Genomic DNA, 15,844 nt, shown 5'->3' with positions numbered 1-15,844 from the left:
TCGGTTGCATGCCTGACGAAAGGTGACGCCCGGGGCGTAGACTCAAGGTGCCGGCGAGTAGGGCGGCAATTGCGATGACTGGCAGCAGCTCCGCTAGGCCTTCGACTACCGGCAGCAGGAACTTGGGCTAGAGGGCGAGCTCGGCCGCGGCGAGCAGGGTCGCGTTCAGTAGCCATACCGGCGTTTGAGGGGCGGTCAGAAGGGTGTACAGGCGCATGGCGCGGCTCCGGGTGGCGTCGTTGCTGACACTGGTCCGGCGCAGAAGATGAGTAAAACGATTAATATGGGGCTTAGGTATTAATAAAACTGGACGTAACAGTGCCTCAGGTCCGCTCCGACTGGCTCGAAACCTTTCTCGCAGCTGTGGAGACACGCTCGTTCACGGCGGCGGCCAGGCGTGTTCACCGGTCCCAGTCCGCGGTCAGCCTTCAGATCGGCAAGCTGGAGGCGGCTGTCGGCCACCGACTGCTGGTGCGTGGGCCTGGGGGCCTGCGGCCCACTGCGGCGGGGGAGCGCCTGCTGCCCTACGTCCGCCACGCCGCGGACGCCGTGGAGGCGGTAACCCATGCCCTGACGGCCGACACGCCCCGGCTGCTTCGGCTGGGGCTGCCGGACGAGTACGCCGACGGGACGCTGACGGACGTGCTCGCCCGCTTCACACGCGCGCATCCGCAGACGAGCCTGGAGGTCACCTGTGGGCGGTCCGCCCTGCTCGAGCCCCTCGTTCTGGCGGGCGAACTCGACCTGGCGCTCGTGCTGGCCGATGAAGTCCGCACGGCGGGCGAGCAGCTCGCCGAAGACCCTACGCTGTGGTTGCAAAGCGCCGCCCCTGAGGGCCCACCGGACGAGGGCACCCTCCCGATCGCGGTGTTCGATCAGGAATGCAGCTGGCGGCGCTGGGCGCTGGAGGCGCTGGAGTCACACGGCATCGACTACCGCATCGTATTCAGCAGCGGTAGCGCAGCGGCCATTCGGGCTGCGATCCGCTCCGGTGTCGCCGTCGGCCTGCTGGGGGCGAGCAGCGCTACCCGCGATCTCCGCCCCTTCTCCGGCTCGGCGTCCATGGCCCTCATGCCGACCACGCGCCTGATCCTGCTGCGCGCAGACCGTACTGCCGCAGAACCCGCCGCTACCCTTGGCCGACTGCTGTCCTCGGCGCTGAATGCCGCTGCCGCGGCGTGGGATCCCTCGGCCCACGCCACCGCACCGGTCGGGACGCCATGATGCAGCGGTTGCCCGGGTCCAGCCTGTTGCTGGCGGCTGGCGTCGCGAACTCCGCAGTCTTGTGCGCAGAGCGGGGCCCGGGATTCCGGAGCTGATCACGGCGGCATCGCCTGGGACCAACCGCTCGGCGAGGGAGTCGGGCCGTCGGCGTTGGCATGGCGTTGTGGCTTGCAACAGCGCCATTGTCCCCGGGGAGTCTCGTGGCTCGGCGGCTAGACTGATCCATGGCGTCGGTCTACCCGACGCGACCATAAAGCGTGGCACAGTGCGTTGCCGGACGCGATTCGACCCAGAACGGACATATATCGGATCGGTCGCCGCCCTAGAGCGCTTTCCGAATTCCTATTCGCCTGGATCTAATGTATCAGTCTCTGACCAAATACAAATCCCCCTCGCGCCGCGTGTAAGTGCTACATACAGGTCATATCGATCCAGCCTATGTGCATTAATGATCATGCACCCGTCAGCTTCCAAGCCCTTGAGCAAGAGCGTGCTGCCGATCGCCATTTTCCCGACCCTGCGTTCTTGATATCGCCTCACATCACGCTCCGCTCGCACGGCGGCCGGCAAGGTTTCGAACCGGCCCGTACTTGCCAGCGAAAGCGCGCCGATGGCAGCGTTGTAGATCGTTGGTCGAAACAAACGCGTTTGCGCGCTAGACCGCTGCGCCTGCAATAGCTTCACAACAGCCGTATAGGTTGGGCGATTCATCAGATCGAGTGCCGCTTGGTCAGCTTCGGTCAGGGTGAACCGAGCTGAACCATTCTTGAGTATCCGTGCGATCCGCGCTCGGAATACGTTCGCGGAGGGCAACCCCGTCATAACGTCACGCGCCAAGCGTGCGCATTCCTCGATCGCGTCGAGTGGCTGATCGAGATCCAAATCACGCGCGAACGCCGCCAAGCGACCTAATTCCACCGGCTCAACAACGGTCATGCCAGGATTGCGGCGTGCAAAATTATGCCGCGCGTTTGCTTCTGCGCTTGGGCCGATTACTAGCACGCTTCCGGAGCGCGCGAGTTGCCTTAGCGCGGCCGCTTCCCCTCGTCCTTGTTGACGAGGGGGCGCTGGCCGGTGTCATACGACCCCCTCCGGCAATTCGTTCAGGTGGACAGCGTCTCCATTCACGAGCGCGCGTCGGGCTTCCGCGAGCCAACGGCCGAGATCCGGCGCCCCAGCATTGATCCAACGCCACGGTGTGTCGAGCTCATGGTGTTCGGGAAAAACGTCCGGCAAGTCATTCCAATCCACACGCCTGCCAGCGAACCCGAAAACTGACTGCATTGGGTCACCGAGAACGACGGTTGGCAGGACATCCGCACAACCCACAATCATCGCGTGCTGATCAAGCGAGCAATCCTGATATTCATCGACGATGACGTGGCTGTAGGAGGCACGAAGCACCTCGTTGATATGACCGCTGACCACCAGGTCGCGGGCACGCCGTTGGATCTCGGGATAGTCCTGACGGGGACGAGTGACATCCAGATGTCGAATGTCGATCTCGGCGCGTGAAGGGTAGGCGCTGAGTAATCGAAGCGCCCATCCATCGAGCGTTCTCAACGTAAAGGCATCGCTCGAAACAGCATGCACGGAGAGTCGCTTACGTAGCGCCGCGACCGCACCGTTCGTGTGGGTCAATACCAACACGGGGCGAGACGCGTCGTGGCCAGCCAAACTGTCGGCGATGAGTTGGGTCTTGCCGTATCCTGCCGGCGCGCTGACGTGGCCGCGCCTTATTGCGAGCAGGTCAATCGCCGTCATAGGAGGCCCAGTCAAACAGCCGATTGACCTCCGCCTGGAACCACTCTTCGCTGTGTTCTTGCGCTGGCCCAATTACCTCTAGGGCGATCTCCTCCATCACGCCGACGCCGCGATCCTTAAACCAGGATCTATCCCTTGATTTTGCGGCATTAGCACAGGCCGACCGTTCTTGTTCAGTTAGCCTACCCATACGCCGCGCGGTCTCGAAATCGAACCGTTCGCCATTCGGCAGCTTATTGGTGACCTGCTCATTGATCGTCTCTACACCATAGCGTTCGGTCGCACGTCGAACGAGTTCGAGCCCGATTTCCTCCGGCAGCCCCAAGAAAAGGGCATGCTCGAGCGCATAGTCTCGTGGCCACTTTGACAGTACACAGCCCTGATCGATCAGCGCACTTTCCAGGTCGGGATCAGGCTGCCTATCGTCGTCGCGAAGAATCGCGACGCGGTAGCCAAGTGCGTGGAATGCTTGAGCACGGCGAACGATATTTCTGTACCCCTTCGCGTCCACTAAAGAGACACCCAATGCGGTTAGCGATTTATGCCCATGCCCCATCCGGTACAGGTCCAGACCACGCACGAAGCCGATCTCGCCAGCCCCCTCACATATGAGGACGGACTTCGCCAAAAACGCTTCCGGGTCCGATCGCAATGTGCCTTGCAAGCTGTCAGAACCGTCCATGCGTGGCATGGTTATCTCCCCGTCGTGATTACGCACACGCACGAGCTGGTCTGCACTCAACTCCCGGATGACGACGGGGGAATGGGTTGTTGCAAAGACCTGGAGCGGGGTCTCCTCCTGCTTGGCACCGAGGGCCTGTAACAGGCGCACTATCCGGTGCGGCTCCAGTCCGGACTCCAGCTCGTCGACCAAGCCGACGTCGGCGCCCGTGACGGCGTCGTGCTGCAAGCCGGCAATGAGCAGACGCGAGGAACCGAGGCCGAGGCGCGTTAAAGGCACGCTGTATCGGTCCTGCAACGCGATGTGACCAGGACGTAGTGTGCTCTGCGAAGCATCGAGGCTGGCGCTTGCCTCGGCCGCGGCGTCGATACCCAGACCGTTTGCGATGGCTTGGACACGACCCAACGTGGCCGCGAGCTGGTCATTTGCGGCGTCACCGAATTGATCACGTGCCGCCCGAGCCGCTTGCGCCAAAGCGCCGCTCAACTCCAACCGGTCATCGGTCAAATTGAACAAAACAGAGCCACGCCCGAATGTCAGTTCTGACGCGTTTTCACCTTGTAGCTGGAGCAGCGAAAGCCGGCGTAACATGCGCGATGCCATCTCACGCCGATGGTTATCATCCTCCACACGGCTCGAGTTCAGACACCAGAGACCTTGCATGGATTGATCGATCGACAGAGTGACCGACAGCGCTGTTTCAAGGTCACGGCTCGGTTCGTCCGCGATGTTGCCGGTTTCCGCATCAAAACCACAGTGAAAGGGGCCAAAAGGTTCTAGGGCGCCGAGCTCGGCCGGTAAATCTGCAATGACCAACGAGATCTCGATCGGTCGGCCCGTATCCAGCCGGTAAAAATCTGCATCTGTGGCGGCACGACTGATGTTACTCGATAGGCACCACGCAATGGCCTCCAGTACCGCCGATTTGCCGCTATCACCCGGTCCGAACATGCAGTTGAAGCCTGGTTTGGGACACCAATCCAAGCTTTGAATTGACCGGAAATTGCGAATTTGTACTTTGGTTACTCGCGTCATGCCCTTACCAACTATTCGACGTCGACTCCACCCAAATCATAAATTAGTGGAGCGACGACTGCGACTCTCTAGCCCAGCTCCCGACAGAGAGACGAACTGGCATATAGCGGGAATGACCGTCGAGTAGGGATGTCCGCTCCTGGCCGAAGACGGTCGCTCGTAGGTGCTGTTTGGGTGGCCCCGCCAGAGTGCAGGGACGGGCGGAGAGCATGGCGGGCGTACTACCAGGAGGCCGTGGAAGCCTGGGTGGGCCGTCCCGGTAATGCGGCTGTGATGGACTGGCGCGGCACTATCGTATCTGGGGCGCCGGCTGTCACCGTGGTGGTGGTCCTGGGGATCAACGCAAGCCGGCTCGGTCCGGACGATGACGTCAAAAGGCCCGCGAACCGTGGGCGTGCCAGTACGCGTAGCCTGGCCAAATGACACACTGTTCAGCGGCACTGTTTAGCCACGGGCTGGGCCGTACAGGGCGAGGATCATGACGACGGACGGGGTCTGATTGCCGAGGTCGAGCTCCTCCGGCGGCGTAACGCGGAGCTCGACCGCCAGGTCCGCGAGGCCGAGAGGGGACGGCGCCTAGCCACAGCCATGGTCGGGATCCGTCGCCTAGCCGGCAAAACGCGGCGCGAAGTGGCTAAGGCCTTGGGCCGTGGCCAGGCGTTCACTTCGCGCTTCGAGTCGACCGGCAGGCAGCCTCCCAGGCGCTAAGAGCTACTATGCGTACGCACAAACGTGCGGCGCCATTGCGGGGCCTGTCTTCGATGTCGAAGGGTAACCAGCATAGCGTGTTAGCGGCTGCCTCCGGCAGCGAGGAGGAGGCTGCCACCATCGGGCACGCCGCAGGGAGGTGGCCAGCGTTAACGGGCTTCGTCATTGGAGCTGTTTCAGTACCATAGCTCCGGAGTGTCCGCTGTGCCGGGGGAAGTCCAGTATGAATTTGAGCTGAATGGTGGCCGAACAGTGTGGGGCGGCCATAGGCCACGGACTGACGCGACGGATCACGAATTGCTCGCACAGCCTCCGCCTTTAACGATACGCTCGGTTGAAGCAGGATTGTCAGCCAACGCGGCGCTGGGACGAATAGGGCGCCGCTCGAGATTGCCGCCACAATTCGGGCAACGATGACTCAACACTTCCGAGGCGCAGTACAGACAGAAAGTGCACTCAAATGAGCAGATTACCGCTTCCGTTGATTCAGGAGGCAAGCTCTTGCCACAGCATTCGCAGTTGGGTCTCAGTTCCAGCATCGGGCACCCCGTTTAAACTGCTTCGGAGTCTAAAGATTGGCTCTGTTCGGGTTGACGACTGATGCCTCCCGCAGAGTCAGTGACACTCCGAGTGTGGCTGGCGCAGACCGCGACAAGGCGCAGTGCAGCAGAGCGGAAGTCGCAGTCAAGGTTACCCAATCGGTAGCCCTCCAATCTCATCCGAGCCGCACCTGTTCCCGTGGCTTGCTCCTCCCTACTCGCCTGCTTTCGGATCAGCGAATTAAGGATCTAAAAACCCTGGAACGATCGGCGGCTAGCTTAGTTGGTCTCAGCCCACGATCCCCTTTGTTGCTTGGGCGGCGGACGGTAGTGGCCGCCGCGCGGCGGGGAACTGCGGCGGCTCCCGACAGCGATCCCTAAATTAACGTCCCGCTTCCGCTGACATGTCGCCACTGCGGGTGATGTAGAGGGGCGAAAGCTTACATCTACCTGGATCGGCGGTCGCGATTCCGTCCGGCCTGAGCGTTTAGGCGCCTGAGGACATTGATCGCATGGGTGATGGCCAGGGGAGCGTTATGGTGCATCGATTGCCCCGCTGTCGTTGCCTCCCTGTGGTGCTTGAATCGCTCAATGCCCAGAACGCCGGCATTGGCCATCTCGGGTGATATCGAGGGCGGCCAGACACCTTCATTGCGAACAGCAACGCGTAGCAGCTCCTGCACACCACGACGATAGTCCCCGCCCAAACACGCAAGTATGGCCTGAAAGCCCTTTTCGCTTACTCGCGGCTCGATCTCAATCCAGTAGACATTGCCCCATCGCATCGAGAGCTCAAGCACCAAGGCGGCTCGGCGCTGACCGGTCCATGAGTTGAGATAGCACCAAGGGGTAATCGCCTGCCCTCTGGCTGATTTGCCTGGACCCAAAGGCATTATCCACGCCGGGAATTTCCCGCGTAAGGTATTGCCACTCTCCGGCGCTGTTGCGCGCCAGTCGAGGATATGGCCGGCTGCCTTTAGGCGATCCATCAGGTCAATGACAAGCCCCAAGCGCTCAGGGAGGTCAGGCGCGCCCTCGGCCTGGTACTCGGCCTTCGCCGCATCCGAGCGCCCGTGGAACGGGCTACCCGACGAAGACCTGCTCAGCACCTCTTCGTCATGACTGCGGCGGCGCGCCGTGTAGATCAGGCTTTCTTCCTTCTGAAGCCGCTCCTTCTCAGGCTCGTCCTCGAGTACGCAGCCCTGCGCTACGACATGGAGTGCATCACTATCCTCGCGCGGATCCTCATCGCTCGACACCGGGAATGGCCGCGTGTCGTCCGGTACACCCTGTGGCCGACGAGACTCGTGAGGGGCGGGATCATCGGTCGTCCTCTGGTCTGCGCCCGGCTCGTTGCTGTTATCGCGCTCGAACATGAGCTTTGAGAAGGGATACTCACAGCCGAAGCGAACGATCTGCAGGGCGATGAACTTCTCGGGGTCGTTGGGCGACTTAAATCCGCGCACTGTGAATCGATACCATGAGGAATTGAAGGGGAGCCGGTTCCCGAAGGCTCTGGAAGTGACTGCGTTGCCATAGATACTGCTCGCGACGCTGTGCCCCCTGGCTCCTAGCGCGAGGTTTGCCGCGAGCGTCAGAAACTCGTTCTCCACGCGCATTCGAAGCACGACCTGCCAGCGATTGCCATCGATAATCCCCGTCCTATCGGGATTGACGATCTGTGCCACTTGCTCCTGCCAGGGGCCCGATAGCAGCGCACGTGCGAACTCCGCGGTTGGTGCACAAAGCGTGCGGAACACCTCGTAGCAGGGGATGATCAGCGTGTTCCGGGGATCAGTGAGGACAACGCACTGCCCGTTGGGCGCGTTACTCACCGGATATTCATAGCGATTGAGCACCCGGTAGGGGGCGGTAGAGTTCCAGTTCGGTGGAGCAGGCTCGAGTGTCGAGAGGCCGTAATCGACGTAAATGCGGCTTGTATCCCGCTTGAAGGAGAGTGTGCGTGTCTCAAGGGGCAAGCCGCCCTGCTCGACCCCGTTCTCGAAGACGGCGCCGAGGGCCAATCGTGGGGCAACTCCGGCGAGCACTTCGACGTCGCGGTCGTCATCCGTGTTTGTCAGGGTGGCGCGCAGATCCAGGGCCGTGCCGTCATCCAGCACCGGGGCAAGCCAGACTTTGAGGCTAGGACTCGCCGTCCCAGCGCGGGGCGTCTTGAACGGTTCGACCCAGCGAATCCACCACTTTCGGTCGTCCTGCGGGAACGCCATGAGGCGATCAGTGGTGTGCGGCACGGTGCTGACTCCTTTGCTCCTGATGAGATGCCGCCGCCCGCTCTCCCCGGGCGGCCTGCCCGATCTCGGTCGTCTTTTCCAACTCGCCCGACGGGTGCGACCAGGGCGCGATGCAGCGGGGCGTTCATTCTCCTTCGAGCGACCGGCCAGATTTAACTAAAAGGGCCGGTACGGCATGAAATGAAAATCGGGCGCGGGTCACATGAACGAAGTGCATGCCGGCGATGGCGGACCGCAAGCACGGTCCCGCCAGACGTAGTGACCGTGGTCGCGGGAGGCGATATTCGAGGCCTCGGTGCCTGGTCGTCGGGCTTTGTGCGATCCATGACGACCACGTGTGCGCGCATTGAGGACGCCCGGATCGCCATGTCACTCTCAAGTGGAGGAGAAGCAGTGATCGGGGGTGGTGGCGATGCTACGCAGCATTGTGATTGGCGCAGCGCTCGCCGTGACGGCCGCAGGCAGCGTCGCCGTCGCGGATGATGTCTACGTCGATGGGTATTACCGAAGCGATGGCACCTACGTACGCCCGCATGTCCGCTCGAGCCCCGATAGCTTGCGGTCGAACAACTACGGCCCCTCGCAGAACTCTTACGAGCTCATGAACCCATCGACTCGTGACTACGACAACGACGGAGCATCCAACCGCTTCGACTGGGATTCGGACAACGACGGGCTTGGCGACAACTACGACCCGAACCCCTACGGCCAGTAGGTGCGCTGAGGTCGTGGTCGGCCTTCGCTTCGGCCGACCGCCACCTCAGCGCTGACGCCGCGGCGGGCAGGTCACGTGTTCTCGTTCGAGGCACCGCCCGTGACGGGTCGGCCAAGCACCAGAAGCGCGATCGCGACCAAGGGCTCACCGCCGAGTCCGAATAGGCGCTGAACGGCCCGATCATCAAAGCCGCCGACAAGCGTCATCCCGACCCCCTGCTCTGCGGCGCGCAGGGCCGCGTTCTGGGCCGCAGCCCCCGCCTCCATCCACAGGTAGCGCTGCCAGCGACCCGGCGGTGGTTGCGAGCCGAAGCGCGCCTCGAGCCCGTCCGTTGTCCCGAAAACCCCGACTACCGCGGCCGCGCCCCCGATCCACGTCTGTTGGCCGATCGTGGCGCCGACGAAGGTCTCAGGCGGCTCCCCGGTCCCGCCGAGGTCTGCGAGCGCAATTCGCTCGAGGTGATCCGCATCGGGGTTGTACTCGTAAAGGCCGCGGGGCAGCTCGCGAACCTGAAAAGCAGCCACCCGAGCCAGCAATGGATAAGATTCCCCAGCTGACGGGACATGGCGCCGTGCGCGTTGAGTCTCCGAGCCGCCAAACCCGGCATTGAGAATGCGCAGCAGTGACGCGCCCTCAACGGGTGCTTTGGCGAATTCGCGACAGGAACGCCTGGCGCGAAGGGCCTCCTCCAGCTTCATCGCTCCACCCTCGCTGCGGCTGTGCCACTGGCGGCCGGCGGCGTGCTCCCGGCCGTGCCCCGGGTGCGGGGACCTTTGTTGGGTCGCTGCGGGAGGAAGCTTACAAGCATCCCGAGCGTCGTCGTGCCAAGGCCTGCCCAGGCCACGGCCGTGGGGATCTCGCCAAGGAGCAGGATGCCGCCGAGCACCGTTACCCCCGGCACCGCGGCGGTTGTGAGGGCGGTCCGCGTTGCCCCGAGCAATGACACCGCTGTCGTATAGGCGACGAGGGAGAGAACACCGATCAGCAGCCCCTGGAAGATCAGCTGCCCAAGGAGGGTTGGCACGGGAACCGCATGCAACTGTGGGTCCAGGAAGAGCACATAGGGCGGCAGATAGAGCAGCAGCGCAAAAGGGGCGACGATGGAGGCTGCCGCGATGGCACCGACCTGAAAGCGCTGGGCCAGTGCTCCGTAGACCGACCAGCACAGCGAGGCCCCAAGCAGGGACAGATCCCCGAGGACGACGTTGCCATCCAGCTCCCGTGTGCCATCCCATCCGAGCATGATCACCCCGGTGAGGATGAGCAAAGCTCCGAGGATGCGCCCGGCGCGCGGGCGCTCGAGCAACAGCATGGCGCCGATGAGTGTTCCGAAGAACGGCAGCATCCCGTGGAGGAAGACGGCGCCGTGGGCCGCCGGGGCGAGCTCAAAGCCCCGGTAGGCGAGGAGCGCGAAACCAAGTCCCCCGAAAACCGCGAGGGCGAGGGCCTTAAGCAAGCCAAGCCCGCGCAGACCCTTCGACAGCAGAACGGGCAGTAGCACCAGCCCACTCGGCAGGAACCGTAGTGCGGCGAGATCTGCCGGCCGCAGGCCATCCAGGGCGCCAAGACGCGAGAAGAGCGTGAAGCCCGCGAACAGGGCGACAACGGTGATGCCGGACAGCCAGCCGAGCGCCCAGGCCCGTTTCCCCTGCGTTTGTGCGGCACGCGCGTTCATCCGGCGGCTCTTGCTCCCTTGGCAGGTAGGCGGTAATTGGGCTACGTGCTAGGGGTGGCAGACGGCCTGTCGCGCGCGGCGCGCGCTCACGGGCGAGGCGCACGCGTTCCCCGGGTCGCCCGTAGCACCCGACCTCCGCCGGATTCCACGCCCGATCCCGCTATCGAGGCAAATGCGGAATGCGCGCGACTCACATTCCCCAGGGGCAAGTGTGACCGACCCGGGGCGCCACGGCCGACATGACGGTGCGCGCCGAGATTCGCCCGGGCGACTGGCAGCAGACGCGATTTAACGATGACGGGCCTCAACAGCTACGGGTGGCTTGCCCTTTCCGATGATGGCCGCCCGAGTGCGTGTGCCGCCCCTCGGCAAAGCCGCGATCGGTGGCCGCCCGGCTCGTGCGCTGCAGGCCGGTTGGACCTTTTTGGCAACGCACAATACCGTTTAGTCTGCCGCCTGGGGGGCGTTTACTCATGAGGCGCGAGGCCGTCGTGCCAGCCGCGCCGTGAGTCCGTGCCCGAGTCCAATCGGGTGTCTCCACGCCGGGTGCGGTACCTTTCGCTCCTCGTTGACTGATCAGGCGGGTATATCGGCGATCCGGTCGGCGGGGACCCGCTCGAGCCAGATGTAGCGCCCAGGGAGTTTTCACCGGTTGGGCCCGTCCTCGATGCCGCGGGCCGCCGCGTCCGGACGTCCTGGCGCCGGAAACCGGGGGTATCGCCCGTCAGCGGCCTGTCGGGTGCTCGAGCTCGTAGTTGATCGCCACTCCCGTGGCATCGGGGCCGATCCGAACTGGATGGGTGTGCGTGGCCCGGCGGCAACGGTCGGCAAGCAGCGGCGACCCTGCCGTGCCGGGCACTTTTCGCAGGGAAGATGGTTGCCATGAGTAAGTCCGCCGTCCGCCTTCCGCCACTCGATGCCGTGCGCGGCTTCGTCGCCGTCGGCCGCCGCATGAGCGTCACCCTCGCCGCCGAGGATCTCTTTCTCACGCAGTCCGCGGTCAGCCGGAAGCTGCGAACTCTCGAGGACTACCTTGGCGTGCAGCTTCTCGAGCGCGGCCACCGCTCAATCGCGCTGACACCGGCGGGCGAGCACTTCTTCCGCGTGGCGGAGCAGTCGATCAGCCAGATCGAGGCCGCCGTCGCTTACCTCGGACGCCAGAAGACCCGTGCGGGCGTGACGATTACCGCGAGCATCGGTGTCTCGGGCCTTTGGCTTCTGCCAAGACTCGGTCGTCTGCAAGGGGAGCTGCCTGGCATCGATGTCCGCGTTGAGGCGAATAACGCGCTGCTCGACCTGCGCGCGGCAGGCATCGACCTCGCGATCCGCTACTGTTCGGGGCGCGACGCCCCGCCAGGCGCCCTCCGACTGTTCGGGGAGTGCACAGTCCCTGTCGCCCATCCATCGCTCGCGGTGGACCGGGTGGACGCCGAGACGTTGCCCGCGCTCACTCTCCTTGAGTTCGGCGACCCCGGGCGCCCGTGGCTGCAATGGAGTGAGCAGCTGCATGCCGCCGGCCTCGACCGCGACGCGCCGCGGAGCGTCGTCCACTTCAACCAGTATGACCAGGTCATTCAGGCCGCGATCGCAGGCCAGGGCGTCGCGCTTGGCCGCCGCGCGCTGGTCGAGCCAATGCTCGCCGATGGCCGACTGAAGGTGCTTGCCTGGAGCGGGCCCGCGGCGTCCACCGAGCATGCCTACTGGCTCGTGCAGGCGGAATCCGAACCGGGTGCCGAGGTCATCGCGATCCGGGACTGGATTCTCTCCGAGGCCAGGCACTACAAAGAGCAGGAACCCTGATCCGCCGCGCGCAGATCCAAATCCATGGCCGCGGTGCCCACCCGGTCAGCCCCCGGGTTGGGCTTTCCGGACAACCTATCGGGATTTCTGGACACCTTTGCGCGGCGGTCTCGCAATTCCCTAGCCCTGCCTGACATCTTCCTGACCCCGAAACACCCCATGGGCGCACGCGCCGCTGGCGAGTGATGCCCGATCCCACCGGCCGGCCGCGCCTCGCAGATAGTTTGGAGAGATGCGGCGGTGGGCGAGGTCCGCGCGTGCATTGCTGTGCGGCGCGCCGCCAAGCGCCGGGGTCTCGGCGGCGCGACTGCTCGACGCGTTACCCGGCGGCGCGCTCGGGGTGAATGGCAACCAGGGAGGTTCGCAGAGTCGAGATGAATCACTGGCTGGCGAATTCGCGGCGCAATCTCCTGCCACGGAGCGTGGCGGCCTGCTTTGAGACGGCACTCGCCGAGTGGCTGTTTACCGGTCGTGTCATTGTCTACGCGGAATCACGTGGCATTCGATGTGAGCTCTGCGAGCACCCCCATCTCTCGCACCACTACGAGATCAGCAACGATCGGACCGGACACGCGTTGCTCGTTGGCTCGCGCTGCATCCTGAAGTTTGCCGATATCCGGGTGCTCGACGGCGAGGGGCGGGCCATCACCGAGTATGCGCAGCGCCGTCGGCACCTTCGCGAGGCGCTGAAGGTCGAGCTGCGGCAGCGTGCGCTCGCGCCGTTGCGTGAGCTCTGGCAGCTCGACCGGCACAACCGCGCCGAGATCGAACGAGCTGCCGAGCGTCTCGAGACCGGCCGCGGTGTGTCGCCGGCAACGCTCAGCCTTGTCTTCGCGGAGATGGAAAGGCGCGGCATCGAATACGAGCCGCACCTGTACAAGATCACGCTGCGGGACGCCTCGAGTCACCGCGAGCTGATGGCCATGCCGCAGGCCGAGCGCGAGCTGATCAGGCCTGCCCTATCCAACGAGCAGTTGAGGCGCTACGCGAGGTTGTTCGAGGAGTGAGCGTCGCGTGCACGGCGCTGCATTGACCAGGCCCCGGTTACTCCGCGCGGTGGAGATATTCCATCAGCAGGGCATGGCTCGCCTGAAGGCTGTCGATCTGCTGCGCGATCGCGTCGGCCTCGTCGCGGAGGCGCTTCTTCAGCTTGTCGCACGGCTCGAATTCGATCGCCTCGCCTTTTATGCAGGGCAGGATCTCCACAATCGTCTCGAGCTTGAGGCCCGCGGCGCTCAGGGCGCGTATCCGGCGCACCGTGCGTTCATCGGCCGGGGAGTACTCGCGATACCCGCTCGCACGGCGCTGGGGCTGCAACAGACCGCGCGCCTCGTAGTAGCGCAGCATACGAACGCTTACCCCTGTGCGCCTCGAGAGCTCACCGATCCGCATGGCCTGGTACCCGTTGACTCTGACAGCGCTGTCAGAGTCTAGCCTGCGCTTTCGGCACATGGAACGGCGAGGACGTCATGGCATTCGTGGAAACTGAAGGGGCGCAGGTTGAGTACCTTGCCAAGGGCACAGGGCGGGGGCTGGTGCTGGTGCACGGCACCGGGGGTAGTGCCGAGGCCAACTGGACACCGCTTGTCAGCACGCTAAGAGGCGAGCGTCGCGTCGTGCGCCCGAATTACTCGGGATCCGGCCAAACCGTGGACAATGGCGCGCGCCTCACCGTGGACTACCTCGCGCGGCAGGTCCTGGCGGCCGCCGATGCCGCGGATGCCGGCACGTTCGATCTCGTGGGTTTCTCGCTTGGAGCCGGTGTAGCGGCCCATATCGCCGCCACCCGGCCGGAGCGCATCGGGTCTGTCGTGCTGATCAACGGATTCGCGAGCTGCGAGGACCCACGGCTTCGGTTCCAGTTCGAGCATTGGCTCGCGCTTGCCGAGCGCGACCCCGAGGCGATGGCCCGTCTTGGCCTGCTCACGGGATTCAGCCCGGGCGTGCTGTCCGGGTTCTCCCGCGAGGCGCTCGAGACAATGGTCGCGGACACGGTGCGCAGCACGGATCCATTAGGGCTCGCTCGCCAGATCCAGATGGACCTCGATCTTGACGTTCGCGCCGAGCTGCCGGCGATCCGGCAGCGGACGCTCGTGATCGGTTCGGAGGACGATTACATGGTGCCGGCTGTGCACGCCCGGGCCATGGCGAGGGCGATTCCCGGGGCCAGGTTCATGACTCTCCCCGGCGGACACCTGATGCCGATGGAGACTCCAGAAACGCTCTCCAGGATCATTGAGGACTTCATCGATGGCGCCATCTACTTTGAAACCTGACCGCAGGCGTTCGTTATCCGCGGCACCGATCAGCGCTCTGGTTGCCGAGGTGGTTGGTTGGCGAGCAAGGAATCGCCGTCTCCACCAGTAAGGAGGAAACCGAAATGTACCGAGTCTACGGCGATCACGGGTCCGGCAACTGCTACAAGGTCGAGATGCTGCTCGAGCGTCTCGGGTTGCCCTACGAATGGATCGATGTCGACATCCTCGCAGGGGAGACGCAGACCGAGGCCTTTCTCGAGCGAAATCCGAACGGCAAGATCCCGGTGCTCGAGTGTGCTGATGGCGCCTGCCTCACCGAGTCCAATGCCATCCTGAACTACCTCGCGCACGGTACTCCGTACTTGCCGGATGACCCGTGGGAGCGGGCGAGAGTGCTCCAGTGGCAGTTCTTCGAGCAGTACAGCCACGAGCCGTATATCGCCGTGGCGCGCTTTATCGCGCTCTACCTCGGCCTCCCGGAGGATCGGCGGAAACAGTACGAGGCCAAGCAGGAAGGGGGGCGTCGGGCGCTCGGCATCATGGAAGGGCAGCTCCGGGAGAGCCCCTTCATTGCGGGCGATACGCTCACCATCGCGGATCTCTCGCTGTACGCGTATACCCACGTGGCGGAGGAAGGTGGGTTCGAGCTCGCCGATTTTCCGGCCGTCTCGAGCTGGCTTGACCGCGTTGCAGCCACGGACGGACATGTCCCGATGAGGCGGTGATACGCCGGAGTCGCAGGCGCTGCTAAGCCGCTCGTGATTCCGTCCCCCGATCCCGAACGCCTGGCAACGGCCTTGTCCGACTAGCGCAGCCCACCGAGGTAGTCAGAGAGGGCGTCCAGCTCTTCCGGATGCGCGGCGAAGTAGGCACGCACCTCCTGGCGCGCGTGCTCACGCTCGCGCTCCCGGTACGATTCGGACATGCGTTCATCGAGTCTCTCGCGCATGGCCGCAAGCTGCGCGCGCGTGTCGCGAAGTGCCTCCGACATGGAATCGAGCGCTGCCGCCGCCGCCTGCTCCTGGCTCACAGCGTCCTCAGGGGCGTAGGCGTCGATGGCACGGCGCACTACCGCGGAGGCCGAGATCCCATGGCGCTCGCTCAGCTCCCGTACTTTCTCGATGTGCGTGGGTGCCACGAGGTAGTGGCGGCGGACGAAACGCTTTGGGACGTTCATGCCAGCTCTCCGAGC

15 protein-coding genes are annotated in these 15,844 nt (G+C 64.2%); 6 read left to right on the top strand and 9 right to left on the bottom strand.

What is annotated here, in order from left to right; all coding sequences use genetic code 11:
- Positions 1-318: 318 nt before the first annotated feature.
- A complete protein-coding gene (locus LMH63_RS17580; protein ID WP_229332650.1) occupies positions 319-1,224 on the top strand; it encodes a LysR family transcriptional regulator in 906 nt (301 codons plus the stop codon).
- Positions 1,225-1,566: 342 nt separating this feature from the next.
- On the opposite strand, the gene LMH63_RS17575 is transcribed toward LMH63_RS17580, so the two are convergent.
- From LMH63_RS17575 to LMH63_RS17555, 5 genes are all read right to left on the bottom strand, one after another.
- Positions 1,567-2,160 carry a hypothetical protein gene (locus LMH63_RS17575; RefSeq protein ID WP_146205289.1) on the bottom strand — a complete coding sequence of 198 codons (594 nt, stop codon included), beginning with the start codon at positions 2,158-2,160 and terminating at the stop codon, positions 1,567-1,569.
- Positions 2,161-2,301: 141 nt separating this feature from the next.
- The gene (locus LMH63_RS17570; RefSeq protein WP_109680211.1) at positions 2,302-2,988 is read right to left on the bottom strand and encodes a UvrD-helicase domain-containing protein; all 687 of its coding nucleotides are present in this window, start codon (positions 2,986-2,988) and stop codon (positions 2,302-2,304) included.
- Positions 2,975-4,705 (bottom strand): ATP-dependent nuclease, encoded by a 1,731-nt coding sequence (locus LMH63_RS17565; protein ID WP_109680212.1) that lies wholly within the window; start codon positions 4,703-4,705, stop codon positions 2,975-2,977. Before LMH63_RS17565 ends, LMH63_RS17570 begins: the two co-directional genes overlap by 14 nt.
- 998 nt (positions 4,706-5,703) lie before the next feature.
- The gene (locus LMH63_RS17560) at positions 5,704-5,952 is read right to left on the bottom strand and encodes a DUF1272 domain-containing protein (protein WP_109680213.1); all 249 of its coding nucleotides are present in this window, start codon (positions 5,950-5,952) and stop codon (positions 5,704-5,706) included.
- Positions 5,953-6,398: 446 nt separating this feature from the next.
- Positions 6,399-8,204: a hypothetical protein gene (locus LMH63_RS17555; RefSeq protein WP_146205290.1), complete on the bottom strand. Its 1,806-nt coding sequence runs from the start codon at positions 8,202-8,204 to the stop codon at positions 6,399-6,401.
- A gap of 412 nt (positions 8,205-8,616) precedes the next feature.
- Between LMH63_RS17555 and LMH63_RS17550 the strand changes: the two genes are divergently transcribed.
- Entirely contained in the window at positions 8,617-8,919 is a 303-nt protein-coding gene (locus LMH63_RS17550; RefSeq protein ID WP_109680215.1) for a hypothetical protein, read from the top strand.
- A gap of 71 nt (positions 8,920-8,990) precedes the next feature.
- Here LMH63_RS17550 and LMH63_RS17545 read toward each other — a convergent pair whose 3' ends face one another.
- Positions 8,991-9,617, bottom strand: coding sequence for a nitroreductase family protein (locus LMH63_RS17545; protein WP_109680216.1), 627 nt, complete (start codon positions 9,615-9,617; stop codon positions 8,991-8,993).
- Entirely contained in the window at positions 9,614-10,594 is a 981-nt protein-coding gene (locus tag LMH63_RS17540; protein ID WP_109680217.1) for a DMT family transporter, read from the bottom strand. Before LMH63_RS17540 ends, LMH63_RS17545 begins: the two co-directional genes overlap by 4 nt.
- An 882-nt stretch (positions 10,595-11,476) precedes the next feature.
- Between LMH63_RS17540 and LMH63_RS17535 the strand changes: the two genes are divergently transcribed.
- Entirely contained in the window at positions 11,477-12,394 is a 918-nt protein-coding gene (locus LMH63_RS17535) for a LysR substrate-binding domain-containing protein (RefSeq protein ID WP_109680218.1), read from the top strand.
- Between the two features lie 374 nt (positions 12,395-12,768).
- Positions 12,769-13,401 (top strand): hypothetical protein, encoded by a 633-nt coding sequence (locus LMH63_RS17530; protein WP_109680219.1) that lies wholly within the window; start codon positions 12,769-12,771, stop codon positions 13,399-13,401.
- Positions 13,402-13,438: 37 nt separating this feature from the next.
- On the opposite strand, the gene LMH63_RS17525 is transcribed toward LMH63_RS17530, so the two are convergent.
- On the bottom strand, positions 13,439-13,741 hold the full coding sequence (locus tag LMH63_RS17525; protein ID WP_229332649.1) for a MerR family transcriptional regulator: 303 nt from the start codon (positions 13,739-13,741) through the stop codon (positions 13,439-13,441).
- Between the two features lie 122 nt (positions 13,742-13,863).
- Here LMH63_RS17525 and LMH63_RS17520 point away from each other — a divergent pair, with 122 nt between their 5' ends.
- The gene (locus LMH63_RS17520) at positions 13,864-14,670 is read left to right on the top strand and encodes an alpha/beta fold hydrolase (RefSeq protein WP_109680221.1); all 807 of its coding nucleotides are present in this window, start codon (positions 13,864-13,866) and stop codon (positions 14,668-14,670) included.
- A 104-nt stretch (positions 14,671-14,774) separates the two neighbouring features.
- Complete coding sequence (locus tag LMH63_RS17515) at positions 14,775-15,377, top strand: glutathione S-transferase family protein (RefSeq protein ID WP_109680222.1); 603 nt, start codon at positions 14,775-14,777, stop codon at positions 15,375-15,377.
- An 80-nt stretch (positions 15,378-15,457) separates the two neighbouring features.
- Here LMH63_RS17515 and LMH63_RS17510 read toward each other — a convergent pair whose 3' ends face one another.
- On the bottom strand, positions 15,458-15,829 hold the full coding sequence (locus LMH63_RS17510) for a hypothetical protein (RefSeq protein WP_109680223.1): 372 nt from the start codon (positions 15,827-15,829) through the stop codon (positions 15,458-15,460).
- Positions 15,830-15,844: the final 15 nt, after the last annotated feature.

It is taken from the genome of Spiribacter halobius, assembly GCF_020883455.1.
Lineage (GTDB): Bacteria > Pseudomonadota > Gammaproteobacteria > Nitrococcales > Nitrococcaceae > Sediminicurvatus > Sediminicurvatus halobius.
This window is presented reverse-complemented; position numbering and strand designations above follow the sequence as displayed.